General features: G+C 34.1%; 34 protein-coding genes and 1 tRNA gene. 7 read left to right on the forward strand and 28 right to left on the reverse strand.

Going from position 1 to position 22,073, the window contains the following annotated elements; all coding sequences use genetic code 11:
* Positions 1 to 10: 10 nt before the first annotated feature.
* From HA144_RS08530 to rplC, 24 genes are all read right to left on the reverse strand, one after another.
* Positions 11 to 949 (reverse strand): DNA-directed RNA polymerase subunit alpha, encoded by a 939-nt coding sequence (locus tag HA144_RS08530; RefSeq protein ID WP_209043629.1) that lies wholly within the window; start codon positions 947 to 949, stop codon positions 11 to 13.
* Between the two features lie 53 nt (positions 950 to 1,002).
* Complete coding sequence (gene rpsK / locus HA144_RS08535; RefSeq protein ID WP_011377171.1) at positions 1,003 to 1,395, reverse strand: 30S ribosomal protein S11; 393 nt, start codon at positions 1,393 to 1,395, stop codon at positions 1,003 to 1,005.
* Positions 1,396 to 1,438: 43 nt separating this feature from the next.
* Entirely contained in the window at positions 1,439 to 1,804 is a 366-nt protein-coding gene (gene rpsM, locus HA144_RS08540) for a 30S ribosomal protein S13 (RefSeq protein ID WP_209043630.1), read from the reverse strand.
* A 41-nt stretch (positions 1,805 to 1,845) separates the two neighbouring features.
* Positions 1,846 to 1,962, reverse strand: a complete 117-nt coding sequence (gene rpmJ / locus HA144_RS08545) for a 50S ribosomal protein L36 (RefSeq protein ID WP_011377173.1) — start codon at positions 1,960 to 1,962, stop codon at positions 1,846 to 1,848.
* A gap of 43 nt (positions 1,963 to 2,005) precedes the next feature.
* The gene (locus HA144_RS08550) at positions 2,006 to 2,554 is read right to left on the reverse strand and encodes an adenylate kinase (RefSeq protein ID WP_209043631.1); all 549 of its coding nucleotides are present in this window, start codon (positions 2,552 to 2,554) and stop codon (positions 2,006 to 2,008) included.
* Positions 2,554 to 3,873 (reverse strand): preprotein translocase subunit SecY, encoded by a 1,320-nt coding sequence (secY, locus tag HA144_RS08555; RefSeq protein WP_209043632.1) that lies wholly within the window; start codon positions 3,871 to 3,873, stop codon positions 2,554 to 2,556. Before secY ends, HA144_RS08550 begins: the two co-directional genes overlap by 1 nt.
* A 30-nt stretch (positions 3,874 to 3,903) precedes the next feature.
* Positions 3,904 to 4,362, reverse strand: a complete 459-nt coding sequence (gene rplO, locus HA144_RS08560; protein WP_209043633.1) for a 50S ribosomal protein L15 — start codon at positions 4,360 to 4,362, stop codon at positions 3,904 to 3,906.
* Positions 4,363 to 4,367: 5 nt separating this feature from the next.
* The gene (rpsE, locus tag HA144_RS08565) at positions 4,368 to 4,991 is read right to left on the reverse strand and encodes a 30S ribosomal protein S5 (RefSeq protein ID WP_209043634.1); all 624 of its coding nucleotides are present in this window, start codon (positions 4,989 to 4,991) and stop codon (positions 4,368 to 4,370) included.
* A 15-nt stretch (positions 4,992 to 5,006) separates the two neighbouring features.
* The gene (gene rplR / locus HA144_RS08570; RefSeq protein ID WP_209043635.1) at positions 5,007 to 5,375 is read right to left on the reverse strand and encodes a 50S ribosomal protein L18; all 369 of its coding nucleotides are present in this window, start codon (positions 5,373 to 5,375) and stop codon (positions 5,007 to 5,009) included.
* A 14-nt stretch (positions 5,376 to 5,389) separates the two neighbouring features.
* Complete coding sequence (gene rplF, locus HA144_RS08575) at positions 5,390 to 5,929, reverse strand: 50S ribosomal protein L6 (protein WP_209043636.1); 540 nt, start codon at positions 5,927 to 5,929, stop codon at positions 5,390 to 5,392.
* Positions 5,930 to 5,941: 12 nt separating this feature from the next.
* Positions 5,942 to 6,343: a 30S ribosomal protein S8 gene (gene rpsH, locus HA144_RS08580; protein ID WP_209043637.1), complete on the reverse strand. Its 402-nt coding sequence runs from the start codon at positions 6,341 to 6,343 to the stop codon at positions 5,942 to 5,944.
* 9 nt (positions 6,344 to 6,352) lie between these two features.
* Complete coding sequence (rplE, locus tag HA144_RS08585) at positions 6,353 to 6,892, reverse strand: 50S ribosomal protein L5 (RefSeq protein ID WP_209043638.1); 540 nt, start codon at positions 6,890 to 6,892, stop codon at positions 6,353 to 6,355.
* 73 nt (positions 6,893 to 6,965) lie between these two features.
* Positions 6,966 to 7,322, reverse strand: a complete 357-nt coding sequence (rplX, locus tag HA144_RS08590) for a 50S ribosomal protein L24 (RefSeq protein WP_209043639.1) — start codon at positions 7,320 to 7,322, stop codon at positions 6,966 to 6,968.
* Positions 7,323 to 7,688 (reverse strand): 50S ribosomal protein L14, encoded by a 366-nt coding sequence (gene rplN, locus HA144_RS08595; protein ID WP_209043640.1) that lies wholly within the window; start codon positions 7,686 to 7,688, stop codon positions 7,323 to 7,325.
* Positions 7,685 to 7,951: a 30S ribosomal protein S17 gene (rpsQ, locus tag HA144_RS08600; protein ID WP_209043641.1), complete on the reverse strand. Its 267-nt coding sequence runs from the start codon at positions 7,949 to 7,951 to the stop codon at positions 7,685 to 7,687. Before rpsQ ends, rplN begins: the two co-directional genes overlap by 4 nt.
* Before the next feature lie 9 nt (positions 7,952 to 7,960).
* Complete coding sequence (rpmC, locus tag HA144_RS08605; protein WP_209043642.1) at positions 7,961 to 8,179, reverse strand: 50S ribosomal protein L29; 219 nt, start codon at positions 8,177 to 8,179, stop codon at positions 7,961 to 7,963.
* Positions 8,176 to 8,658, reverse strand: a complete 483-nt coding sequence (gene rplP, locus HA144_RS08610; RefSeq protein WP_209043643.1) for a 50S ribosomal protein L16 — start codon at positions 8,656 to 8,658, stop codon at positions 8,176 to 8,178. The genes rpmC and rplP overlap by 4 nt, the downstream gene beginning before the upstream one ends.
* Before the next feature lie 11 nt (positions 8,659 to 8,669).
* Positions 8,670 to 9,401: a 30S ribosomal protein S3 gene (rpsC, locus tag HA144_RS08615; protein WP_209043644.1), complete on the reverse strand. Its 732-nt coding sequence runs from the start codon at positions 9,399 to 9,401 to the stop codon at positions 8,670 to 8,672.
* Positions 9,401 to 9,787 carry a 50S ribosomal protein L22 gene (gene rplV / locus HA144_RS08620; RefSeq protein ID WP_209043645.1) on the reverse strand — a complete coding sequence of 129 codons (387 nt, stop codon included), beginning with the start codon at positions 9,785 to 9,787 and terminating at the stop codon, positions 9,401 to 9,403. The genes rpsC and rplV overlap by 1 nt, the downstream gene beginning before the upstream one ends.
* Positions 9,784 to 10,062, reverse strand: a complete 279-nt coding sequence (rpsS, locus tag HA144_RS08625) for a 30S ribosomal protein S19 (protein ID WP_025915156.1) — start codon at positions 10,060 to 10,062, stop codon at positions 9,784 to 9,786. The genes rplV and rpsS overlap by 4 nt, the downstream gene beginning before the upstream one ends.
* A gap of 37 nt (positions 10,063 to 10,099) precedes the next feature.
* Positions 10,100 to 10,963: a 50S ribosomal protein L2 gene (rplB, locus tag HA144_RS08630; protein ID WP_209043646.1), complete on the reverse strand. Its 864-nt coding sequence runs from the start codon at positions 10,961 to 10,963 to the stop codon at positions 10,100 to 10,102.
* A 12-nt stretch (positions 10,964 to 10,975) separates the two neighbouring features.
* Positions 10,976 to 11,278, reverse strand: a complete 303-nt coding sequence (locus HA144_RS08635; protein ID WP_011377190.1) for a 50S ribosomal protein L23 — start codon at positions 11,276 to 11,278, stop codon at positions 10,976 to 10,978.
* Positions 11,275 to 11,907 carry a 50S ribosomal protein L4 gene (rplD, locus tag HA144_RS08640; RefSeq protein WP_209043647.1) on the reverse strand — a complete coding sequence of 211 codons (633 nt, stop codon included), beginning with the start codon at positions 11,905 to 11,907 and terminating at the stop codon, positions 11,275 to 11,277. Before rplD ends, HA144_RS08635 begins: the two co-directional genes overlap by 4 nt.
* Positions 11,904 to 12,557 (reverse strand): 50S ribosomal protein L3, encoded by a 654-nt coding sequence (gene rplC, locus HA144_RS08645; RefSeq protein ID WP_209043648.1) that lies wholly within the window; start codon positions 12,555 to 12,557, stop codon positions 11,904 to 11,906. The genes rplD and rplC overlap by 4 nt, the downstream gene beginning before the upstream one ends.
* 281 nt (positions 12,558 to 12,838) lie before the next feature.
* On the opposite strand from rplC, the gene ndhN reads away from it, so the two are divergent.
* From ndhN to recA, 5 genes are all read left to right on the forward strand, one after another.
* Positions 12,839 to 13,309 carry an NAD(P)H-quinone oxidoreductase subunit N gene (gene ndhN / locus HA144_RS08650; RefSeq protein WP_209043649.1) on the forward strand — a complete coding sequence of 157 codons (471 nt, stop codon included), beginning with the start codon at positions 12,839 to 12,841 and terminating at the stop codon, positions 13,307 to 13,309.
* Between the two features lie 11 nt (positions 13,310 to 13,320).
* A complete protein-coding gene (locus tag HA144_RS08655) occupies positions 13,321 to 14,319 on the forward strand; it encodes an LdpA C-terminal domain-containing domain (RefSeq protein ID WP_209043650.1) in 999 nt (332 codons plus the stop codon).
* A 102-nt stretch (positions 14,320 to 14,421) separates the two neighbouring features.
* Positions 14,422 to 14,493 (forward strand) — tRNA-Gln (locus HA144_RS08660).
* 16 nt (positions 14,494 to 14,509) lie between these two features.
* Positions 14,510 to 15,286: an HAD family hydrolase gene (locus HA144_RS08665; protein WP_209043651.1), complete on the forward strand. Its 777-nt coding sequence runs from the start codon at positions 14,510 to 14,512 to the stop codon at positions 15,284 to 15,286.
* A 108-nt stretch (positions 15,287 to 15,394) separates the two neighbouring features.
* Entirely contained in the window at positions 15,395 to 16,492 is a 1,098-nt protein-coding gene (gene recA, locus HA144_RS08670) for a recombinase RecA (RefSeq protein ID WP_209043652.1), read from the forward strand.
* 2 nt (positions 16,493 to 16,494) lie between these two features.
* Here recA and HA144_RS08675 read toward each other — a convergent pair whose 3' ends face one another.
* Positions 16,495 to 16,740 carry a DUF2839 domain-containing protein gene (locus tag HA144_RS08675; RefSeq protein ID WP_209043653.1) on the reverse strand — a complete coding sequence of 82 codons (246 nt, stop codon included), beginning with the start codon at positions 16,738 to 16,740 and terminating at the stop codon, positions 16,495 to 16,497.
* A gap of 26 nt (positions 16,741 to 16,766) precedes the next feature.
* The gene (locus HA144_RS08680) at positions 16,767 to 18,215 is read right to left on the reverse strand and encodes a DNA helicase (protein WP_209043654.1); all 1,449 of its coding nucleotides are present in this window, start codon (positions 18,213 to 18,215) and stop codon (positions 16,767 to 16,769) included.
* A gap of 94 nt (positions 18,216 to 18,309) precedes the next feature.
* On the opposite strand from HA144_RS08680, the gene HA144_RS08685 reads away from it, so the two are divergent.
* Entirely contained in the window at positions 18,310 to 19,149 is an 840-nt protein-coding gene (locus tag HA144_RS08685) for a prephenate/arogenate dehydrogenase (RefSeq protein WP_209043655.1), read from the forward strand.
* On the opposite strand, the gene crtD is transcribed toward HA144_RS08685, so the two are convergent.
* The gene (crtD, locus tag HA144_RS08690; RefSeq protein ID WP_209043656.1) at positions 19,139 to 20,644 is read right to left on the reverse strand and encodes a C-3',4' desaturase CrtD; all 1,506 of its coding nucleotides are present in this window, start codon (positions 20,642 to 20,644) and stop codon (positions 19,139 to 19,141) included. The genes HA144_RS08685 and crtD overlap by 11 nt on opposite strands.
* A gap of 2 nt (positions 20,645 to 20,646) precedes the next feature.
* Between crtD and HA144_RS08695 the strand changes: the two genes are divergently transcribed.
* A complete protein-coding gene (locus HA144_RS08695; RefSeq protein WP_209043657.1) occupies positions 20,647 to 21,525 on the forward strand; it encodes a fructosamine kinase family protein in 879 nt (292 codons plus the stop codon).
* A gap of 7 nt (positions 21,526 to 21,532) precedes the next feature.
* Here HA144_RS08695 and HA144_RS08700 read toward each other — a convergent pair whose 3' ends face one another.
* Positions 21,533 to 21,898: a CAAD domain-containing protein gene (locus tag HA144_RS08700; protein WP_209043801.1), complete on the reverse strand. Its 366-nt coding sequence runs from the start codon at positions 21,896 to 21,898 to the stop codon at positions 21,533 to 21,535.
* Positions 21,899 to 22,073 lie beyond the last annotated feature (175 nt).

Below are 22,073 nucleotides of genomic sequence, written 5' to 3' on the forward strand. Positions count from 1 at the left end.
TTAAAAATTGTTAAACAGATGTCCTGCTTTGTGGAATAGAAATTCCTATACGTTCAAGAGCTTCAATAACCTCATCTGCAGATTTAGAGCCAAAGTTCTTGATTTCAAGCAGATCTTCATAGCTAAAACCCATTAAGTCCGAAACTGAATTAACTTGAGCTCTTTTTAAACAATTATATGCTCTAACGGACAAGTTTAGTTCCTCAAGAGGAATTTGAGCTTCAGGAGATGGTTCAGGCTCTTCAGGAATTTCCTCTACCATTGTAACAGTAGCGAGAGGTTGAAAAAGCTCTATTAACTGATTTGCGGCTTCAGCGATCGCGTCATCTGGGCTAGTTGAACCATCTGTTACTACTTCCATTTTTAATCTTTCTCTACCTGTTCCACCCTCTGCTACAGCAGTTTCATCAATCGTAAAATTAACTCTCTTTACTGGCATAAATACAGCATCAATTTGAAGTAAATCAATAGCAGTTGTCTCCTCATTCTTACGATCTACGGGTCTATATCCTACCCCTCTTTCAACATGGATTTCTAATTCTAAGTTATGACCCTCCTGAATAGTTGCGATAGGTTTTTCTCCATCAACAATTTCAACCTGAGATGAGAATTGAATATCATTTGCTTTCACCTCCATTGGACCGCTTGCAATTAGTCTGCCTATTTCTAGCTCTGGATTAGAACTATTAATTGATAGTTGCTTACAATTAAGAAGAATATCTAAAACGTCTTCTCTAACTCCAGGAATAGTTGCATATTCGTGGTTAATCCCTGCAATTCTAACTGCAGTCACTGCGCTTCCTTCGAGTCCTCCCATTAAAACTCTTCGAAGTGAATTGCCCAAAGTTGTAGCTTGTCCCCTTTCTAGAGGGCCAATTAAAAAAGTTCCTGTTTGGGAGCGATCATCTGAAATTTGATGGTCGATTCTGTCAATCTGGTATTGCAACACGGAAAAAAATAAGGTTGAAAGTTTTTTTAGGGGGGTTGGAGAATGGTTAAGACCTAAACGCGTCTCCTTTTAGGTCTTCTGCATCCATTATGAGGTAATGGAGTTACATCTCTTATTAGAGTTATTTCTAATCCGGCCACTTGTAAAGCTCTTATGGCCGTTTCCCTACCTGAGCCCGGACCTCTTACTAATACTTCTATTTGTCTCATGCCTTGATCAAGTGCTCTTCTAGCAGCAGCTTCAGCTGCTGTTTGGGCAGCAAATGGCGTACCTTTTCGAGCTCCTTTAAATCCACTAGCTCCTGCAGAAGACCAAGAAATTACATGACCAGAAGTATCTGTAATTGAAACGATAGTATTATTAAATGTGCTTTGGATGTGTACCACACCGTTGGGTACATTTCGTTTAGATTTCTTTGAACCTGTTTTTTTTACTGTAGCTGCCATGATTTTTAATTTAAAACTTTGATTTGTGTAAAGATTTAGTTAATTATTTTTTTCTTCCAGCAACTGTTTTTCTTGAACCCCGTCTTGTTCTTGCATTGGTTCTAGTTCTCTGGCCTCTCACTGGAAGGCTCATTCTATGTCTTCTTCCTCTTACACAACCTATGTCTTGTAAACGTTTAAGAGCCATTCCTTCTTTTCTTCTCAAATCTCCTTCTAAAGTAAATTCTTCTGTAGCGCCTCTAAGTTTTTGCACATCAGAATCTGAAAGATCTTTGACACGAATATCTGGGTTTACACCCGTATTAGAAAGAATTAGCTTTGATCTTGTTAAACCAATTCCATAGACGTATGTAAGTGCAATTTCAACTCGCTTTTCGCGAGGTATGTCAATTCCTGCAATCCTGGCCACGTGTTTTGAATAAGTAAAAGTTTGTATATAAGGGTTGAAATTTAACCCTGACGCTGTTTATTTCGAGGTCTTTTCTTGTTAATAACATAGATTTTACCTCTTCTCCTCACGATCTGATCGTCGGGGCTAATTTTTTTTACTGAAGATCGGACCTTCATGAAGTTTTCAAATAAAACATTAATATTTTATTCTACAACATCGTCAAGCCATTTTTTGTTTGATATCAGAGGAAATAGTTTTTAAATCTCTATCAGCATCAATATACTCTAGCAACGAAAGATCTTTAAAATATTGAATTAACGGCTCTGTAGTTTTTTTATAAATATTCACTCTTGTTTTAATAGTCTCTTCAGTATCATCTTTTCTACCTCTTAAAAGCAAGCGCTTAATGAGAACATCTTCAGGAATATCTAAGTAAAAAACTACTTCTAGAGGTTGATTTATTTCCTTTAAAACCTCATTCAATGAATGGGCTTGAGATAAATTCCTTGGGTAACCATCTAAAATCCAACCATTATTATCCTTATCTAAATTTTGCCTTACTATTTTTAATACAAGATCATCACTAACAAGCTCTCCTTTATTAATTATATCTTTTACCTTTCTACCAAGGATGGTATTCATTTCAATTTCTTTTCTTAATAATTCACCTGTGGAAAGATGTAAATAAGAATTATTTTGACTTAGTAATTCCGCCTGAGTTCCTTTCCCTGCTCCAGGAGCTCCTAAAAATAGCAAGTGTTTTTTCATTAATTGTTAATTAGTCCCTCATACCTTTGAGAAATAACATAAGTTTGAATTTGCTTAGCCGTATCAATAGCAACACCCACCAGAATCAGTAATGAAGTTGCTCCTAAACCTTGAAAAGTTTGGACATTAGTAGCCCTTTCAACTGCAGCCGGGATTATAGCTACTGAACCCAGAAATAATCCTCCCAATAAAGTCAATCTATTCTGTATACCTGATAAATAGTTTGCTGTATTAGTTCCCGGTCTCACTCCAGGTACTGCAACTCCTCCTTTCTTTAAATTTGATGCCACATCAATTGGATTAATTGTAAGAGATGCATAAAAATAGGAAAAACCCAAAATTAAAGCAAAGAATGTCAGAGCATATGGCCATGGATTTGAAGATCCAGGATTTAAACTGCTGGCTAATTTGATCAAAACTGGATTGCCTGTCACATTCGCAATTGTTATAGGTAAAAAAATTAAGGCAGATGCAAAAATAATAGGCATAACTCCCCCAGCATTTAATTTTAAGGGTAAGTAACTTTGCCTTGTAGGAAGTAACGTTGCATTTCCTATTTGTCTCTTTGCACTAACAATAGGTATACGTCTAGCTCCCTCTTGAACAAAAATTATTCCAACAATTGTAAGCAAAAAGACTCCAAGTAAAACTGCTATTCCTAATACATCTCCTCGATCACCAGTTTGAGCTTTTTCAATAGTTGAACTTAAAGCCTTTGGTAGAGTAGAGACAATATTCAGAAAAATTACTAATGAAGCGCCTTGTCCTATACCTTTCTCTGTAATAATTTCACTAAACCACATAACTAACATTGAGCCAGTTACTAAGGCAAGTGAGGTTTGTAATACAAATGTAGTTTCACTTATACCCTGTATTGCATATTGTCTAAGAATTAAAGAGAAAATGATACTTTGTAAAAATCCCCATCCTAAGGAAACATATCTTGTTATTTGAGCAATTTTTCTTCGACCTGCTTCTCCTTCATTTTTTTGTAAGTCTTCAAGAACAGGTAATGAAGCTGTAAGAAGCTGAATAATAATTGATGCGTTGATAAATGGTAGTATGCCCAATGCGAATATCCCAAGTGTTGAAATTCCACCGCCTGTAAAAATATCTAAAAAGCCTATTAATTGGCCACCTTGATCTATAAAACTTTTAAATGCAACCCTATCAATACCGGGCATTGGGATATAAATACCAAGTCTGACTAAAAGTAAAAGACCTAGGGTCGTTAAAACTCTACTCCTTAATTCTTTATTTAAAAATAATTGAGATAGTATTTCGGAAGAGCTAGGATTTCTACTTTTGTTGGAAAACATTTTGAAGCTTAACTAAATTTTTTAGTAAATTTACTTATTATTTATAAGCTCGCAAGTTCCACCTACGTCCTCAATTTTTTGTTTCGCAACTTTTGTGAATGCATGTGCTTGTACCGTTAACTTTACTTTAAGTTCTCCATTACCAAGGATTTTTAAAGGAAATTTTGGTTTAAAAATCAACCCTTTCTTAACTAATGAGTCCAAGTTAACAGTATCGTTATCTTTGAAATCATTTAATTTATCTAAATTTATTATCGAAAAGTTCTTTTGATTAATTATTTCAAAGTGCTTTAATTTTGGAACTCTTCTATACAAAGGCATTTGACCACCTTCAAAACCTGGACGTGTAGGTCTTCCAGAACGTGACTTTTGCCCTCTCATCCCAAAACCACATGAGGCACCTTGACCTGCTGCAATACCTCTACCCTTTCTTAATTTTTTCTTTCTAGAGCCAGAGTTTGATTTTAATGTATTTAATGTTGAAGTCATAATTTTCAGGAATAAAGCTGTTCAAGTGAGATGCCTCTCTCCCTTGAGGCAGATTTGTGTGTTCTTAATTGGGAAAGAGCTACCATAGCGGCTCTTGCATTATTCAAAGGTGTTTTACTGCCCAATCTTTTTGCTAAGACATTTTTTATGCCCGCTAATTCTAAAACTGTTCTAATTGAACCCCCTGCAATTACACCTGTACCTGGAGCAGCTGGTCTAATTAGTACATTAGCAGCACCATCTCTACCTTTAGATAAAGTTGGTATTGAATTATTAGGAGTTAAAGGAACCCTAACAAGATTCTTTTTACCATCTGAAACTCCCTTTCTAACAGCACCAATGACATCTCCAGCTTTTCCAACTCCAACTCCAACTTGACCTTTTTCATTTCCAACAACAACGATTGCTCTAAAACTCATTTTTTTTCCACCTTTAACAGTTTTAGATACACGTCTTATTTGAACAACTCTTTCTTGCCAATCAGAATCTCTTTCTAGATTTTTAGATTCGCCTCTTCTATTTCTTTTTCGCTCGTTATTACGATTATTCTTTTTTTGTTCACCAGGCATCGCTCCAGGAACGTTATCATTCTTGGATTGAATTTCTTGTTTTGTGGGAGTGTCAGTCATAGTAAAAAATTAAAATTAGAACTCTAAGCCAGCTTCACGAGCAGCGTCCGCAAGTGCCTTAACTCTGCCGTGATATAAATTACCTCCACGGTCAAAAATTACTTGCTTGATACCTTTTTTTATCGCTCTCTTCGCTAATAATTTTCCAACAATAGAAGAAGAATTACAGTCAGAAGCTAATTTCTCAGATTTTTCTTTTAGTTCTTTATCAACAGTTGAAGCTGAGCAAATAGTTTTTTGAGTGCTATCATCTATAACCTGAGCATAAATATGGTTATTAGAGCGAAAAACAGACAATCTTGGACGCGTTGCATCTCCAATTAAGAATCTCCTTAATCTTCTATGTCTTTTTTGTGTTTGTAATTTCCTAGAAAGTTTGGTCATTTTTTTAATTGGAATTATTTTTTGCCAGATTTACCAGCTTTTCTGAGAATTCTCTCATCATGGTATTTAATTCCTTTACCTTTATATGGCTCTGGGGGTCTAATTGATCTGATTTTTGCTGCTTCATTGCCAACAATTTCCTTATCAATTCCAGATACGGTAACGTTTGTATTACTCTCAACTTTGTATGTTATACCATCAGGGGGGATCATTTCTACAGGATGACTATATCCTGCACTAACAACTAGATTTTTACCTTTTACTTGTGCTCTAGATCCAACGCCAACAATTTCCAATTTTTTTGAAAAACCTTGAGTCACACCTTCAACCATATTTGCAATTAAGGCTCTACATAAACCATGTCTCTGCCTTGAATGTATTTTTGTTGTAGTAGGACTTACGACAATAGTATTGTCTTTCTTATCAAAACTAACACCTTCAGGCATGAGACGTTTTAACTCACCTTTTGGGCCTTTCACTGTAACTGTTGATCCATCAAAATCAACTGTAACTTTCTCTGGAATAAGTACTGGTGTTTTTCCGACTCTTGACATGATTAATTCTCCTTAATAAACATAGCAGAGGACTTCGCCGCCAATGCCTTGCTTCCTAGCATCGCGATCACTCATAACGCCTCTAGAAGTTGATATTATGGCAACTCCAAGACCTCCAAGAACTTTTGGTAACCCTCTAGTATTTTTATAAATTCTCAAGCCAGGCTTACTAACTCTTTGCATAGATCGAATAGTAGGGAATTTATTTTTACCACTATATTTGAGACCAAGTATAATTTGTGATTTATAACCTTCACCTTCCTCACTAATATCAGAAATGAAACCCTCTTTTTGAAGCACTTTAGCGATACTTAAGGACATTTTTGAACCTGGGATTGTTGTAGTTGTATGCTTTTTTTGACTCGCATTTCTAATTCGAGTAAGCATATCTGAAATAGGATCGTGATTTGACATAGTTTAAATTTAATTCTTACTAAAAGGCATTCCTAACTCCTGCAAAAGAGCTTTACCTTCTTGATCTGATTTTGCACTAGTAACAATAGTTATATCCATACCTCTTATTGAATCTATTTTATCAAAAGAGATTTCAGGAAAAATCAATTGCTCTTTCACTCCAACGGTGTAATTTCCTCTCCCATCAAAACTTTTTGGATTAACTCCTCTAAAGTCTCTTATTCTTGGCAAAGCTAGATTTATAAATCTCTCCAAAAAGGAGTACATCCTGTCTCCTCGTAAAGTTACAGTACAACCAATCGGCATGCCTTCACGAATTTTAAAACCCGCAATAGCTTTTTTAGCCCTAGTTACTAAAGCCTTTTGTCCTGTGATTGTTGCCATTTCGTTTAAAGAGGCTTCTAAAGCTTTCGAATTTGAGGCTGCCTCACCAAGACCTCTATTAATGTTGACTTTGACAACTTTAGGTACTTGATGAATATTTTTAAGACCAAGGTCCTTTAGAAGTTTTGGTCTAATTGATTCTTTGTAGCGATTTTTTAGAGTCATAATTTTTTTTAATTCTGGTCTTTGTCAGAATTGATAAATTAGAAAAAGTTTAAATCTGGTTTCTGATGAAAAATTAATCAATTACTTCACCAGTTTTCTTCAATCTTCTTTTCTTAACCCCCTCTTTATCAATGAAGTATTCGATCTTACTTGTGAGATTTTTATCCTTTGAAAAGAACATTACATTTGATGCATGTAAAGATGCTTCTTCTGTAAGTATTCTACCACTTTCTCCTTCCTGAGTTGGTTTAATATGTTTGGTCCTAAGGTTAATTCCCTTAACTACTACTCTGTTTTCAAGAGGGATAGTTTTTAGAACCTCACCAGTTTTCCCTTTGTCCTTGCCATTAATTACTTTTACTAAATCTCCAGTTTTGATTCTCATTTTTATTCTCTGGAAACTTTTCTTTTGTTTTAATGAATCCAACATTTAAATCACCTCCGGCGCAAGAGAAACAATCTTTGTATAGTTTTTATCCCGCAGTTCTCTAGCTACAGGACCAAAGACTCTAGTACCTTTTGGATTCTTATCTTCGTTAATCAAAACTGCAGCATTATCATCAAATCTGATTGAATTACCAGTATTTCTTCTTAGTGTTGCTTTTGTTCTGACGATGACGGCTTTCACAATCTCAGATTTCTTAACTCCCATATTAGGAAGAGCATCTTTTACAGTTGCTACGATTACATCACCAACATGTGCGTATCTTCTATTAGAGCCTAAAACCCTGATACATTGGAGTCTTTTTGCACCGCTGTTATCAGCAACTGTTAAATAAGTTTCTTGCTGAATCATTTTTTAACCTCCTTAGCCTGACTTGTTGTATTGAGAATCTCTTCTATTGCCCATCTTTTGTGGGCGCTAAGCGGTCTAGTTTCTTTAATTTTAACGCGATCACCTAGAACACATTTATTTTCGGGGTCATGCGCCTTATATCGTGTAGTTCTACTTACAATTTTTTTATAAGTTGGATGAGGATATCTGTTAATAACAGCAACAACAACTGTTTTGTCCATTTTGTCGCTGACAACAGTCCCAATTCTTTCTTTAAGTGCCATAACTAATAATTAATCAGAAGTTGTTTTAGAAGCAGATTGACTCTTACTGAGAGTTAGTAATTGCGCAACTTGTTTCTTGATGATTTTAAATTTATGAGTTTCATTAAGCTGTCTTGTAGCTTGCTTGAATCTCAAGTCAAAAAGATCTTTTCGTAATTGATCAATTTTATCAGTAATTTGAGCAGAATTTAATTTTTTAAATTCTTTCAGAGACTCTGAGTTTTTCATTTTTTAACCTCCTCTTGAGTTTGTTTCTTATTTTTTGTATTTTCTTGGGAGGAAACTTCTAAATTTTTATCATTGGAGATAAACTTTGTTTTTACAGGAAGTTTGTATTGAGCTAAACGCATAGCTTCTTTTGCAATTTCCTCAGTTATATCCTCACCACCCATTTCAAAAAGTATTCTTCCTGGTTTTACAACTGCAACCCAAAACTCGGGATTACCTTTACCAGAACCCATTCTAGTTTCGGCAGGTCTCATGGTTACAGGCTTATCAGGAAATATTCTTATCCAGATTTGACCTCCACGTTTGATATACCTTGTCATAGCTCGTCTACTTGCCTCGATCTGACGTGCAGTGACCCATCCACAGTCTTGAGCTTGGAGAGCAAATTGACCGAATGCGATGGTATTGCCTTTGGAGGCTACCCCCCTCATTCTGCCTCTATGTTGTTTACGAAATTTAGTACGTTTTGGACTAAGCATTTTTATACCTCCTATGAATTCTCATTTGAACGATCCTCAAATTGCTGAGGTCTTCTACTAGCTTTCCTCTTAGGGTTTCCACCCACTGGGATTGTTTGTTCTTCTTTAGGAAGAACTTCTCCTTTGAAAACCCAAACTTTAATACCTAAAACACCGTAAGTAGTATTAGCTTCGCGTGTAGCATAGTCAATTTCAGCTCTCAAAGTATGTAAAGGAACTCTACCTTCTCTAGTCCATTCTGTTCTAGCAATTTCAGCACCATTCAATCTTCCCCCTACTTGTATTTTAAGACCGAGGACTCCAGCCCTTTGAGCCCGTTGTAAGGCCATTCTTATAGTTCTTCTGAAAGCAACTCTTTTTTCCAATTGTTGAGCAATATATTCAGCCAGTAGAAAAGCATCCGCGTCAACTCGCTCGACTTCAACAACATTTATTCTGACTTGCCTTGTCCTATCACCTATAGTTTTTTGAATTCCTGATCTTAATTCTTCTATGCCACTTCCTTGTCTTCCAACTATCACTCCCGGCCTTGCTGTTTTTAATTCCAGTTCCAGTTGATCAGCTTTTCTGGCTATTAGTACATCACTAATTCCTGCTGCACCATATTTTTTTTGAATGAAATTACGAATTTTAGAATCTTCTTGAAGAAGGATTGGATATGTCTTAGAAGTAGCAAACCATTTCGAGCGATGCTCTTGTGTAATTCCTAACCTTAGTCCAGAAGGATGAATTTTATGTCCCATTAGTTTTGTACCTCCGCATTAGTTTGAGTAGGAGCAGATTTAACAGAAATAGTAATATGGCAAGTCTGTTTTTTGATAGAAAAAGCTCTACCTTGGGCTCTAGGCCTATATCTCTTCATTACAGGACCATTATTAGCCCATGCGGAGGAAATAACTAAGGTAGATGGATCCATACCAAGATTATGCTCTGCATTAGCAACTGCAGATCTTAATACTTTAGTAATGGGATCAGTAGATCTGTAAGGCATAAATTCCAACATAATTAATGCATCTCTATATGAACGACCCCTTATTTGATCTAGAACTCTTCTCACCTTCGATGCTGATCCTCGAACATAGTTACCATGAGCAATAGCTGTTTTTGTTGTTTCAAGTGTTTTTGTCATGATTTTGCTCCTTTCTTATCTCTTATGTGACCACGGTAAGTGCGAGTAGGTGCAAATTCTCCCAATTTATGACCGATCATTTGTTCGGTTATAAATACAGGAATATGGGTCTTGCCATTGTGTACCGCGATTGTGTGGCCAATCATTACAGGTAAAATCGTAGAAGCTCTAGACCAAGTTTTAATAACAGACTTGTCATTATCAGTATTTTGTTTTTCTACCTTTTTGAGCAAGCTATCCGCTATAAAAGGTCCTTTTTTTAGTGAACGTCCCATGTTTATAAAATAGAAATGAAATTAATAAGTGAAGTAATCAAGAGTCTCTTCCTCCTCTACTCCTCTTAGAAATGCGACGACGCCTTCGAACTACTAATTTATTACTTGGTTTGTTCTTTTTACGTGTCTTTAACCCAAGAGCTGGTTTACCCCATGGCGTAACAGGGCCTGCTCTACCAATTGGTGCTTTTCCCTCTCCTCCTCCATGTGGATGATCACATGGGTTCATTACACTTCCTCTTACTTGAGGTCTTCTTCCAAGCCATCTTCTTCTTCCTGCTTTCCCTAAGCTAGTATTTCTTATTTCTGAATTACCAACTTCTCCAAGAGTTGCGTAACATTCTTTTCTAACAAGTCGTACCTCAGTAGATGGGAGTTTTAGAGCAACATAATCTCCCTCTTTTGCCATAACTTGGGCACTTGCTCCTGCGGATCTAACCATCTGAGCGCCTCTTCCTGCATATAACTCAACACAATGAACACTAGATCCTAATGGCATAACAGATAATGGCATTGAATTTCCATCTTCAATAGGAACGCTTTCTCCAGATATGACATTTTGGCCGACTTTTACACCAGCTGGAGCAATAATATATCTTTTCTCTCCATCTTCGTAAAATAAAAGTGCAAGCCTTGCATTTCTATGAGGATCGTAGTGGATAGCTGCAACTTTAGCGTTAATGTCTTTTTTATCTCTCCTGAAGTCGATTATTCTGTATTGCCTTTTGTGACCACCTCCACGATGACGACAAGTAATAACTCCGCGATTATTCCTACCTTTTAATCTATGTTTTGAAACTATAAGTGATCTCTCAGGTTTTGCACTTGTTATTTCACTAAAGTCAGTAACTACTCTCTGCCTAGTGCCAGGTGTATAAGGTTTAAATTTACGAATTGCCATGATTAAAACTCCTTAAGATTCTGGAAATAATTGGATTTTGTCTCCTTCAGCAAGACGTACAATTGCCTTCTTGACCTGAGAACGCTTACCGGAAAATTTACCGACTCTTCTTGTTCTCCTAGGAGGATTCATAGTGTTAACTCCTATGACTTTAACACTGAACAAGGCTTCTATAGCTGCCTTTATTTGTGGCTTTGCCGCTCTATGATCTACTTCAAAAGTATATTGATTAAGATCTAGTGCATTTGTAGCTTTCTCAGTAATAACTGGCTTTCGTATCACATCAGCTAAACGAGAATCGAATAATTTACTCATGATGCATAAACCTCCTGAATTTTATTTATCGCTGATTGACCTATTACCAATTTATTAGCATTTAGAATATCAAATACATTTAATTGATCAGCGGCGATTAATTTTACTTTTTCAATATTATTTATGGATTTTTTTATTACATCGGAGGGGCTTTCAAGAATAACCAAAACTTTTTCAGTTTTTTGTATTCCTAATCGAGCAAGGCCATTGATAATGTCACTTGTTTTAGGCGCCTTTAGAGTAGATCCAAAATCTTCAACAGCCTTTATATCAGATAATCTTGACATAAGTGCTGTTCTAAGAGCTAATCTACGTTCCTTACGATTCATATCAATATTGTAAGAACGTGGCTTAGGTCCAAAAATAATTCCGCCACCAGGTCTTAATGGTGTCCTTATTGATCCTTGACGAGCTCTTCCTGTACCTTTCTGTTTGTATGGCTTTCTACCGCCCCCACGTACTTCAGATCTCGTTAAGGTTGATGCGGTCCCTTGCCTTTTATTTGCTAACTGCCTAAGGACTGCTCTATGAATTAAGTCTGCTGAAGAAGTATCTTTAGCAACTGATAAATCAAGAGTAGTTGTGCCTGATTTTTTACCATCCCACTTAAGAGTTTCGATTGTTGTCATGATTTTTCACCTCCTTTTTTACCTACAACATTGTTTGGTTTAATGTTGACAATTGAGCCTGGCTTACCTGGGACAGAACCCTTTACTACAAGCAAATTTTTCTGATCATCAATTTTTAGAACTAATAAACCTTTAGTAGTTATCTGTTTTCCTCCATATCTGCCTGCCATTCTTTTCCCAGGATAAATTCTGCCTGGAGTTGTTCCTGCTCCTGTAGATCCAGGTGCTCTATGATTTTTTGAACCATGACTCATAGGACCTCTGCTAAAACCATGTCTTTTCTGATAACCAGCAAAACCTCTTCCCATAGATTTGCCACTGATATCAACTTTTTGACCAACCTCAAAGTTTTTAACAGTTATTTGATTTCCAATTTCATAAGATGAATTTTCTTCAACCCTATATTCTTTCAAATGCTTTAAAAGTTCTTCACCTGATTTCAACAAATGTCCCTTTTCAGGCTTACTTATATGCTTCTCTTTGGACAAACCAAAACCTATCTGAACGGCTGTATAACCATCCAAAGAGGTAGTTTTCAATTGAGTGACACGGCAAGGACCAGCTTCAATGAGAGTAACTGGTATCGAATTACCTTTGTCGTCGAAAAGTTGGGACATACCCAATTTCTTTCCTAAAATTCCTATAGACATAAGACTAAATTAGGCTAGCTCGTAATTATTTTTCAATTATCTAAACCTTTCAATTATTAAGGTAATAGTTAATAAAAAAACAATTAATAAGGTTGAGACTTATCTAAAAATATAGATAGTTTCTCTTGGGATAAACCCGCCTGAATTTTTTAACGAAACGCTAAAAAATGTGAAATTATGTAGAGGCTCGGCTAGCTTGCGAGCTTAAAAAATCACTGAATTACAATTGTACATCATCAGGTACCATAAAATAAAATAAAATAGAAAAAAAGGAAATTTTAATGCCATTACTTCTCACAGGAAAAAAGTTTCATAACGATTTAACAATTAACAAATGTCTTGCAATCTTTACTCCTCTTGAAGGAGGTTATGAAACTCGTCTTTTGAGGAGAATGAGAGCCAAAGGCTTTAAAACTTTTATAACCTCAGCAAGAGGACTGGGAGATCCAGAAGTATTCTTGCTCAAATTACACGGCGTTAGACCACCTCATCTTGGTCATCAAAGCGTAGGAAGAAACGGAGCGCTCGGGGAAGTTCAACAAGTAATCCCACAGGCTTCTGAGTTATTTAATGAAAATGATAAGGATAAACTACTATGGTTGTTAGAAGGTCAAATATTGTCTCAATCTGAATTAGAGAGCCTAATCGAGATTTGCACTAAAGATAATAAATTAAAAATTGTTGTTGAGATGGGAGGTTCAAGGAAACTTGAATGGAAGTCATTAAATGAGTATATTTTGGATGAATTTTAAATTTAAATTGTTTGATTAAAACTAAATACAAAAAAGATAAATGGATTAAATTAATTTGTGGTGCCAGTAATGAAGATATTGTTGCTATTGAAGATTTATGTGCAATTTATACCGCAGCTGGTGTTGATTACATAGATGTTGCCGCTGAAGAATCTATAGTTAATGCCGCAAAAAAAGGGATCGGATGGGCAAAAGCAATCTTCAAAAACTCTCCTGGATTAATGATAAGCATTAGTGATGGTAAAGATATCCACTTTCGCAAAGCGAAATTTGATCCAATAAAATGCCCACCCAATTGCCCAAGACCATGCGAAAAAGTATGCCCCACTTTTGCAATTGATAATTTTGGTATCAAAGAGAGTAAATGTTATGGGTGTGGAAGATGTATAAATAGTTGCCCCCTAAATCTAATTAGTGAATATGAATATAATTTGTCAAAAGATGATTTAGCATCAACACTTCAAAAAATAAAGCCCGATGCAGTAGAAATTCATACAGAAATAAATCGCATAGACGCTTTTGCAAAAGTGGCAGATATACTTAAAAATTCTGAAACAAAATTGGAAAAAATATCTATTAGTTGCGGATTAAATCAATCGGTAAAAAAAACTCAAGAGCCCGAAGATCTTTTGAAAGCTCTTTGGGAAAGATATGAGATTCTTAATGAGCTAAATATTCCCCTTATTTGGCAGTTAGATGGAAGGCCAATGTCAGGAGATATTGCTCCAAATACCAGTAGAGACACTGTTAAGTTGTTTGAAAGAATTGGGTCATATCTTCCACCAGGCTTAATTCAATTAGCAGGGGGGACAAATGATAAAACTTATGAATTTTTGAAGTCAAGTAATCTTCCTGATGGAATAGCATTTGGAAGTTCTGCAAGAAAGATTATGCAGCCCCTTATTGAAATTGCTCACAAAAATAATAAAAGACTATACGAAGATCATGAAAGAATGGATTTTGCAATCAAAAAAGCTCAGAAATTCCTAAAGCCATGGAAATCTAGCTAGTTCAGATAATATTTTTATTTTTAAAACCTTATCCTTATGAATCAAAACTTCGTATTTTTTTGATAGAAAAAAATCTTTTCATGTATTAAACTAGATAATCAATGGGCCGTCGCCAAGTGGTAAGGCATCGGGTTTTGGTCTCGACATTCCTAGGTTCGAATCCTAGCGGCCCAGTTCTAACATTCAATTGGTGTCTAATCAAAAAATATTTCTATTTGATTTTGATGGAGTCATAGTTGATGGAATGAATGAATATTGGCATAGTTCTCTACTGGCCTGTGAAAAATATTTAAATTCACCAACCATCAAGGTTGATCAAAAATTATATAAAAAAGTACCAAATACTTTTAAAGAAATTAGGCCTTGGGTTAAATATGGTTGGGAAATGGTTGTAATAGTTCATGAAATTATAAAAAAAGAAAATCAACTAAACAATTTCAATAAAGACGATTTCATCAATAAATATCATCAAAATTGTCAGAGAATATTAAAAGATAATTGTTGGCTTGCAGAAGACTTACAAGAAATATTAGATCAATCCCGCGAGTACCAAATTGAAAAAGATTTTGAAAAGTGGGTGAATTTACATAATCCATTTTTTGAAGTTATAAATTTTATGGAAGAAATAAGGAAAAGCGAAATAAAAACTGGAATAATAACAACAAAAGGGAAAAGATTTGCAGAAAAAATTCTTACACAATTAAATATTTTTTCAGAATTTGTTTTTGGCTATGAATCCGGAACAAAAACCAAAATAGTTGAAAAACTTAATCAAACTTATGAAATTTTAGGTTTCATAGAAGATAGAAAAAAAACTCTAATTGACATTAAACAAAATAAAGAGACTTCAAATATAAATTGCTTCTTAGCTGATTGGGGATATTTAAAAGATTCTGATAGATATAATTTAAATAACGGAATTAAATTATTAAAGATAGAAAATCTAGAGCAATTAGTTGCAATTTGAAGATCATAAGCTAGAGTACGGATGTACTATAGCTTGTATTTGTAAAGTTTAGCTTAACTAAAACTAAATTTGGAATAATTACAAGAACTTTAATCAATAAATCAAACAATGAGTCTTGAAGAAAAGAAAAACACTGAATCAAAAGAAAAAGACAAAGCATTAAGTCTCGTATTAGGTCAAATAGAAAGAAATTTTGGACGCGGATCAATAATGAGACTTGGTGACGCATCAAGAATGAAAGTAGAAACAATATCTACTGGAGCACTCACCTTAGATTTAGCATTAGGAGGAGGATATCCAAAAGGAAGAGTAGTAGAAGTTTACGGGCCAGAAAGCTCAGGAAAAACTACATTAACGCTTCACGCGATTGCAGAAGTCCAAAAAAATGGAGGAGTAGCTGCGTTTGTAGATGCTGAGCATGCACTTGATCCAGTTTATGCAGCCTCTTTAGGAGTTGATGTTGAAAATTTACTGGTTTCACAGCCAGACACTGGTGAAATGGCTCTAGAAATAGTTGATCAGCTTATAAGATCGAGTGCTGTAGATCTTGTTGTTGTTGACTCAGTAGCAGCACTAACTCCAAGAGCAGAGATAGAAGGAGAGATGGGAGATCATGTAATTGGAAGCCAAGCAAGACTGATGAGTCAAGCAATGAGAAAAATAACTGGAAATATTGGCAAGTCTGGATGTACGGTAATATTCCTAAATCAATTACGACTAAAAATCGGCGTTACATACGGCAATCCAGAAACAACAACAGGAGGAAATGCATTAAAATTCTACGCCTCAGTGAGACTTGATATCAGAAGGATCCAAACTCTTAAAAGGGGTACAGAAGAATACGGCATAAGAGCAAAAGTAAAAGTAGCAAAAAACAAAGTTGCGCCACCATTTAGAATTGCAGAGTTTGATATCCTCTTCGGAAAAGGTATTAGTACGACAGGATGCTTATTAGATTTAGCAGAAGAAACTAACATCATAATAAGGAGAGGCGCTTGGTATAGTTATGAAGGAGAGAATATTGGGCAAGGAAGAGATAATACAATTATTTGGCTTGATCAAAACTTAGAAATTAGAAATAAAGTAGAATCTATGGTTAAAGAAAAATTAACTGAAGGCACTGAAGTCAGTTCTAATTCAATGAAAGCAATAAATAGCAATCCTTCTAATACAATCGCTGTTAATGATATAAAAACAGTAGCTTAGATTTATAGCGAATCAGCCAAAGTCCACCACCCAGCCGCAGGGCCTATAAATCTCACTACAATCCATAAAATCACTAAACCTCCAATTCCTAACCAACTAGCCTTAATACTTAATTTAATCAAGCTATCTCTTTGAGATATTGTAATAGGAAGCCATTCAAATAATCGTGGAGAATTATCAAATTTAGTTTTAGTATTATTTCTTTTTGGAGGTAATCCTAGTGTTTTACGTCTTTTTGCTTCTCCCATATTTTTTAGTTATTTAAAAACATAACCTAATCAAAAGGTAGCATATAGTTAATTTGTTTTGAGGGTTGAATGTCCTGCAAAAGTAATCTTCCCCAATATCTTTTATTTACTCTTCCGTCTAGAATAATTAATTTACCTGAATTTCTTCTTAAAGGTGAAATAGATCTTTCAAGTTTTATTCTGGCTTGAGGAAGAAAAAAGTCTCTAAACCAATCTTGGGAAAGCTTTTTATTATAAGAAACTATAATTGCATTAATAGGTTCAGACATACTAGGAATCGGAAGTAAAGGAATGATAATTTGTTTTGGAATTTGTATTAAATCAGAATTTATAATCCACCAATCATAACTAGAGCAGAGAATATTATTACTACGTGAGGGAATTCTCTCTAGCAAGACCCTCTTCCCGTAAATAGAAGCTAATTCAGTAGCAAGATTAATTTTTAAATTAATATCATCAGACAAAAATAAAGTTAAATCCTTTCTAAAAAGTAGTAACTTTTTACATTTATCTAAGATTGAGTTTGTGAACAAAGGATTATTGGGAAGCAACTGTTTAGAGGGTATATATAATGAAATCTTTTTCTCTTCAAAATTACTTTTAAAATTAATAACCAAGTCAATATCTAAACTATGCTTTTTAAAATACATTTGGAAAAAGTTATCTTTTCTCAAAGATGATAAAAAGACAAATTTATTATTAGAAAAAAATTCTTTGCTTTGAGAAAGTTCATCTATTGGCTGCAAATACAATTTCCAATCTAAATTTTTATCGTTTAATTTTACCCAGCATGCCCAACCTTGAGAGAGTGCTTTGTTAACGCTTAAAAATTTATCAGAAAAAAAAGAATTTTCTTGAAAAAAGTTTGAAAAAAAACTTATTTCTTTTTCATCTAAATTAATATAACAATTTCCTAAGACCCTCCTCATGAAGAACTTTTTCTTCAAAGAATCGTATACTTTAATAAAATTTTGATTGATAGATTCAAATTCTTTAAAATTCTTTGTCCAATCCTTTTTTATTAACGAAATCCGAAAATGATTATTTAGATCTTGTTTTATGCCCTCAATTCCAGAATAAACTATTCGATGATTTTTAAGATTAAGAGAATTGGGATCATTAAGTAAATCTTGGATTGTTATCAAGCGAACCTTATGATTTGCCAATAATATTACATTATTTTTTAAAATAAAATTAAAACCTAGATTTTTAAATTTATTTATCAAACATTGGCTTATAAATTGAATTTTTTCTTCAGATAAAATAAAAGTTGAATCTTCTTCTTTTAAAAATAGAGAAATCAAAATTGGAGGCAACCAATCATCAGTAGAGAAAATTTCTGAATTAATTAGATATGTAGAATCATTTTCAATAGACTTAGAAATTATCCTACCAAAAGAATATATGTGTTCCCAATTAATAGTTTGATATCTCAAAAAATTTTTTAAATATTGATGACTTAAAATTTCAAGCATTTATAATTAGTTTAATTTCAAATACGTACAATATTTATGAACCTAATATACAAAAAATTGGTATCAATATAACAAGTATCGAATTAATCAAACTATGAAGATTGGAATAGTAGGATTAGGTTTAATTGGCGGATCCTTAGGATTAAAACTCCAAAGTCTAGATCATACAATTTATGGAATAGCAAATAATGAATTTAATGAAAAAAAAGCTAAAGAAAAAAAGCTTGCCAATTTTGTTAGCTGTGATCTAAGCATATTAAAAGAATGTGAACTTATAATTTTAGCCTTGCCTATCAAAGATTTGATCAGTCCCTCGCAAAGATTAGTAGCATCAATACCACGAGGAACAATAGTTACTGATGTAGGCTCTGTTAAAGAACCAATTGTCAATAAATGGGAAAAATTACATCCTCTATTTATTGGCTCTCATCCAATGGCTGGAACAGAAAAAAAGGGGGTTGATTCAGGTTTTGGAGATCTTTTTAAACAAGCAAAGTGGATAATCACCCCTACACAAAATAGTGATTTGAATGCATTAAAAACTATTTCCGATCTAATAAAATCAATGGATTGTGAAATTTGCCAAGCTTCTCCAAAAGAGCATGATGAAGCAGTATCTCTAATTTCTCATTTGCCTATCTTTTTAGCCTCTGCACTTATTGAAACTGCACATACAAAAAATAATCAATCTTTATTAGGTCTCACACAAAAATTAGCCGCTACAGGCTTTGCTGACACTTCAAGAGTTGGAGGCGGTAATGAACAACTAGGCTTAGATTTAGCTATGAATAATCAGATTAATGTTTTAAACTCAATTAATAATTTTAAAAATAAGCTGAATACATTAGAAGCACTTATAAAAGAAAAAAATTGGGAGTTACTTTCTAAAAAACTATCTGGAACGAAAGAAATCAGAAAAAATTTTATAGATTAAAATTAACTATACCTTTAGAAGCTAATATTTGCCTCGAAACCATTAATGCAGACTGACTCACACCTGCTGTTCCCTCTCCTGGATAAATTGAATCCCCACATAGCCATAAACCTTCAAAAGGAGTCCTACTAGATAATCCAAATAAGCCAAAAAGATCAGGATTTTGACCAAGTCCTCCTACAATTCCATTAGGTCTATTTGTCCATTTTTGAAATCCCAATGGAGTCGCTAATTCCCTATGAAGCCAATTTTCAGAATCAATATCAAAATAACTTTCCAATTCGAGCGATATTTTTTCTAGACAATCATTTTTCCTCTTTAAATAACTTTGTTTATCTAAATTAAACCAATCTTTGGTCTCAGTAAAAATACTCGCTATTAAAGTCACCTCACCTTTCGGTGCTCTTCCATCCCCATCTTCGCTAATTGATACAAATAACGAACCAAATTCATGTGAAACAAATTGATAATGATTAGAAAAAATTTTCTTAATATGTTCTTTTTTTAATGCTGAATAAAAAACTATAGCTCCACTTGGATCAGGTAAATTATTAAGTCGCTTTTTATAATTTTGTTTTCTATCTAAAGGTTCCTTAAAATGCTTTAACAATGCCTGAGGAGGTGCAGTATAAATTAAATCTTTTGCTTGATAAACAAAAGAATTTTTTTTTGATTTGGCAGATATTTTCCAACATTTATTTAATTCGTCAAAATTTATAGAATCAACTTTTTGGCCAAAAATTAAATTAACACCAGTTTTACGTAAGGAACTTTCTAATGCTTCACTTAAAGACTGCATAGATTTTGTAAGATGCCAAAGGCCATGTGGCTTTTGACACATCTGAAGAACGGTTGAGCCATATAATGCAGCTGTACTATAGACATCTTCCTGTGAATAGAGTTTTAGTTGAAGGTTTAAAAATTTAATCAAGCGCTTGTTCTTAGATAATCCACAAATACGCAATAAATCAAAAATAGTAGATTTAAGTAAAATCCCTGTTATTAGGTTTGATGGAACTAGTGCTTTAAAAAGTTGCGAAAAATCCCAGAAATTTCTTATTGGCAATACTGGATTATTGTTAGCAAATATCCAATTACTTTGATGGATTAACGAGCATAGTTTCCAAAAATTACGACTTCCTGGAAATTGCATTTCTTGTTCAGCAATCCATTTCTTTTTGTCATGCCAAATTTGTATTGGTTTACTGTCATCATTAAAATCAACTATGCAAGCAGGGTCTAAAATAGTAGCTTCAGGGGATGGAATATCTAAAAAATCAAAAATTCTTGAATGTATTCCTCCTCGCTCTAGTCCAGCAACTTGAGTTGCACCAACATCGAAAATATAATTTTTTCTTTTAAAAGTGCCTGCACAACCTCCTGACTGAACATGAGATTCGATTAAAGTAACCGATAATCCTTGTTTTGATAAAATTGCTGCAGAAGTTAGTCCCGCTATACCAGCGCCAACAACAACAACTTCAGACTTTCTCATAAATGCAAAAATTATCACCTATTGAAATTAGCGAAATTTGTGATCAATTAGGTGAAGCCTTTCCCAAAAGTATTAAACAAATACATGGAGGCAATATTCACAATGCCTGGCAAATAGAATTCTCAGACAAAAAATTATTTCTTAAAAGAAATAATAGAGACAAGAAACTTCTTGAATTTGAAAAATCTTGTCTTCAAAATTTGAGAAGGTTTATTAATGAAAAGAACTTAGTTGTTCCTGAAGTTATCGCATATAAAACTATAAACGATGTAGAAATCCTTTTAATTGAATGGATAAATATGCAAAGCTTTGATCAGACAAAACTTGGAAAAGGTTTGGGAGAAATGCATTTAAATTCAACTGAGTCTAATCCGGAAATGTATGGGTATCCGATTGAAGGTTTTATTGGCATAACAGATCAAAAAAAAGGTTGGGAAAAAAGTTGGATAGATTGTTTTCTAAACTTACGAATAATGCCCCAATTATCAATACTTAAATCAAATGTTCTAGACGAAGCAACCATAAATATAGTTAAAGAAAAAATTAAATTAGAATTACTAAATCATAAGCCAACAAATGCTCTTGTGCATGGAGATTTATGGTCAGGAAATGTAGGTATAGACAAAAGTGGTAAAGGGGTTATTTTTGACCCTGCATCATGGTGGGCAGATAATGAGGTGGATATTGCTATGACTAGATTGTTTGGTGGTTTTAGAAAGGAATTTTATGACGAGTATCATAAAATTATTCCTATGAAAGAGAGATTCGAAAATAGAATTACTATTTACAATTTTTATCACATATTGAATCATGCCAATATTTTTGGCGGATCGTATTTGAATCAAGTCAAAAATTATGTAAAAACAATCATCAATTTTTAATTTAAAATTAACCTAGATATGTCTTTTTTAAATTTTGAACCTTATCTAAAACAGCTTCACGATTTTCACTTGTACGAAGATTCTGCCAGCTCCATTGACCGACAACAATAACGCCAAGTAGTTCTAGTAAACCTGGAAGAATGGGGAAAAAGTTAATCGTATCAATAATAACTTTAATTATTATTTGAGCTATTACGACTACAGCAATAATGCCTGCTGCTTTGCCATACTTCCCCATTTGAGTCCAATCAACTTTACCAAGGGTTTCATTAACTTTTCCCATGGCATCAGAGTACTTGTCTGAAAAGCTTTTAGTTTCTGAGCTTGTAGCGGAGCCGGAGTCTTGGTTTGACTCTGGTGTGTTTTCACTCATGAAATCAGTAATGTCAATATATTGACCAGACAATAACGGAAAAATCATCCATTTGCTACCTTTTTGTAATGTGTAATTCCGAACCGACACATTTTGTATTTTTTAGATAATTTGATATGTATTAATTTTGAAGATGTTTTAAGAATTTTCTTTTTAAATAATTTGCAATATTGTC

Origin of the sequence: Prochlorococcus marinus XMU1404, from assembly GCF_017696175.1 — a bacterium.
In the GTDB taxonomy this organism is placed as follows: Bacteria; Cyanobacteriota; Cyanobacteriia; order PCC-6307; family Cyanobiaceae; genus Prochlorococcus_A; species Prochlorococcus_A marinus_X.

Excerpts from the sequence above, each read along its gene's own strand:
- rplP (WP_209043643.1), bottom strand. The coding sequence starts at position 8,658 with ATGCTTAGTCCAAAACGTACTAAATTTCGTAAACAACATAGAGGCAGA.
- ndhN (WP_209043649.1), top strand. The coding sequence starts at position 12,839 with ATGCCATTACTTCTCACAGGAAAAAAGTTTCATAACGATTTAACAATT.
- rpsS (WP_025915156.1), bottom strand. The coding sequence starts at position 10,062 with ATGGGACGTTCACTAAAAAAAGGACCTTTTATAGCGGATAGCTTGCTC.
- HA144_RS08685 (WP_209043655.1), top strand. The coding sequence starts at position 18,310 with ATGAAGATTGGAATAGTAGGATTAGGTTTAATTGGCGGATCCTTAGGA.
- HA144_RS08675 (WP_209043653.1), bottom strand. The coding sequence starts at position 16,740 with ATGGGAGAAGCAAAAAGACGTAAAACACTAGGATTACCTCCAAAAAGA.
- rplC (WP_209043648.1), bottom strand. The coding sequence starts at position 12,557 with ATGTCTATAGGAATTTTAGGAAAGAAATTGGGTATGTCCCAACTTTTC.
- rplX (WP_209043639.1), bottom strand. The coding sequence starts at position 7,322 with ATGTTGGATTCATTAAAACAAAAGAAAAGTTTCCAGAGAATAAAAATG.
- secY (WP_209043632.1), bottom strand. The coding sequence starts at position 3,873 with ATGTTTTCCAACAAAAGTAGAAATCCTAGCTCTTCCGAAATACTATCT.
- recA (WP_209043652.1), top strand. The coding sequence starts at position 15,395 with ATGAGTCTTGAAGAAAAGAAAAACACTGAATCAAAAGAAAAAGACAAA.
- rpsK (WP_011377171.1), bottom strand. The coding sequence starts at position 1,395 with ATGGCAGCTACAGTAAAAAAAACAGGTTCAAAGAAATCTAAACGAAAT.
- rplF (WP_209043636.1), bottom strand. The coding sequence starts at position 5,929 with ATGTCAAGAGTCGGAAAAACACCAGTACTTATTCCAGAGAAAGTTACA.
- rplO (WP_209043633.1), bottom strand. The coding sequence starts at position 4,362 with ATGACTTCAACATTAAATACATTAAAATCAAACTCTGGCTCTAGAAAG.
- HA144_RS08635 (WP_011377190.1), bottom strand. The coding sequence starts at position 11,278 with ATGAGTAAATTATTCGATTCTCGTTTAGCTGATGTGATACGAAAGCCA.
- rpmJ (WP_011377173.1), bottom strand. The coding sequence starts at position 1,962 with ATGAAGGTCCGATCTTCAGTAAAAAAAATTAGCCCCGACGATCAGATC.
- HA144_RS08680 (WP_209043654.1), bottom strand. The coding sequence starts at position 18,215 with ATGCTTGAAATTTTAAGTCATCAATATTTAAAAAATTTTTTGAGATAT.
- rplN (WP_209043640.1), bottom strand. The coding sequence starts at position 7,688 with ATGATTCAGCAAGAAACTTATTTAACAGTTGCTGATAACAGCGGTGCA.
- HA144_RS08700 (WP_209043801.1), bottom strand. The coding sequence starts at position 21,898 with ATGAGTGAAAACACACCAGAGTCAAACCAAGACTCCGGCTCCGCTACA.
- HA144_RS08695 (WP_209043657.1), top strand. The coding sequence starts at position 20,647 with ATGCAAAAATTATCACCTATTGAAATTAGCGAAATTTGTGATCAATTA.
- rplE (WP_209043638.1), bottom strand. The coding sequence starts at position 6,892 with ATGACTCTAAAAAATCGCTACAAAGAATCAATTAGACCAAAACTTCTA.
- rpsQ (WP_209043641.1), bottom strand. The coding sequence starts at position 7,951 with ATGGCACTTAAAGAAAGAATTGGGACTGTTGTCAGCGACAAAATGGAC.
- crtD (WP_209043656.1), bottom strand. The coding sequence starts at position 20,644 with ATGAGAAAGTCTGAAGTTGTTGTTGTTGGCGCTGGTATAGCGGGACTA.
- rplV (WP_209043645.1), bottom strand. The coding sequence starts at position 9,787 with ATGACAAAAACACTTGAAACAACAAAAACAGCTATTGCTCATGGTAAC.
- rplB (WP_209043646.1), bottom strand. The coding sequence starts at position 10,963 with ATGGCAATTCGTAAATTTAAACCTTATACACCTGGCACTAGGCAGAGA.
- rplD (WP_209043647.1), bottom strand. The coding sequence starts at position 11,907 with ATGACAACAATCGAAACTCTTAAGTGGGATGGTAAAAAATCAGGCACA.
- rpsE (WP_209043634.1), bottom strand. The coding sequence starts at position 4,991 with ATGACTGACACTCCCACAAAACAAGAAATTCAATCCAAGAATGATAAC.
- rplR (WP_209043635.1), bottom strand. The coding sequence starts at position 5,375 with ATGACCAAACTTTCTAGGAAATTACAAACACAAAAAAGACATAGAAGA.
- rpsH (WP_209043637.1), bottom strand. The coding sequence starts at position 6,343 with ATGTCAAATCACGATCCTATTTCAGATATGCTTACTCGAATTAGAAAT.
- HA144_RS08550 (WP_209043631.1), bottom strand. The coding sequence starts at position 2,554 with ATGAAAAAACACTTGCTATTTTTAGGAGCTCCTGGAGCAGGGAAAGGA.
- rpmC (WP_209043642.1), bottom strand. The coding sequence starts at position 8,179 with ATGAAAAACTCAGAGTCTCTGAAAGAATTTAAAAAATTAAATTCTGCT.
- rpsC (WP_209043644.1), bottom strand. The coding sequence starts at position 9,401 with ATGGGACATAAAATTCATCCTTCTGGACTAAGGTTAGGAATTACACAA.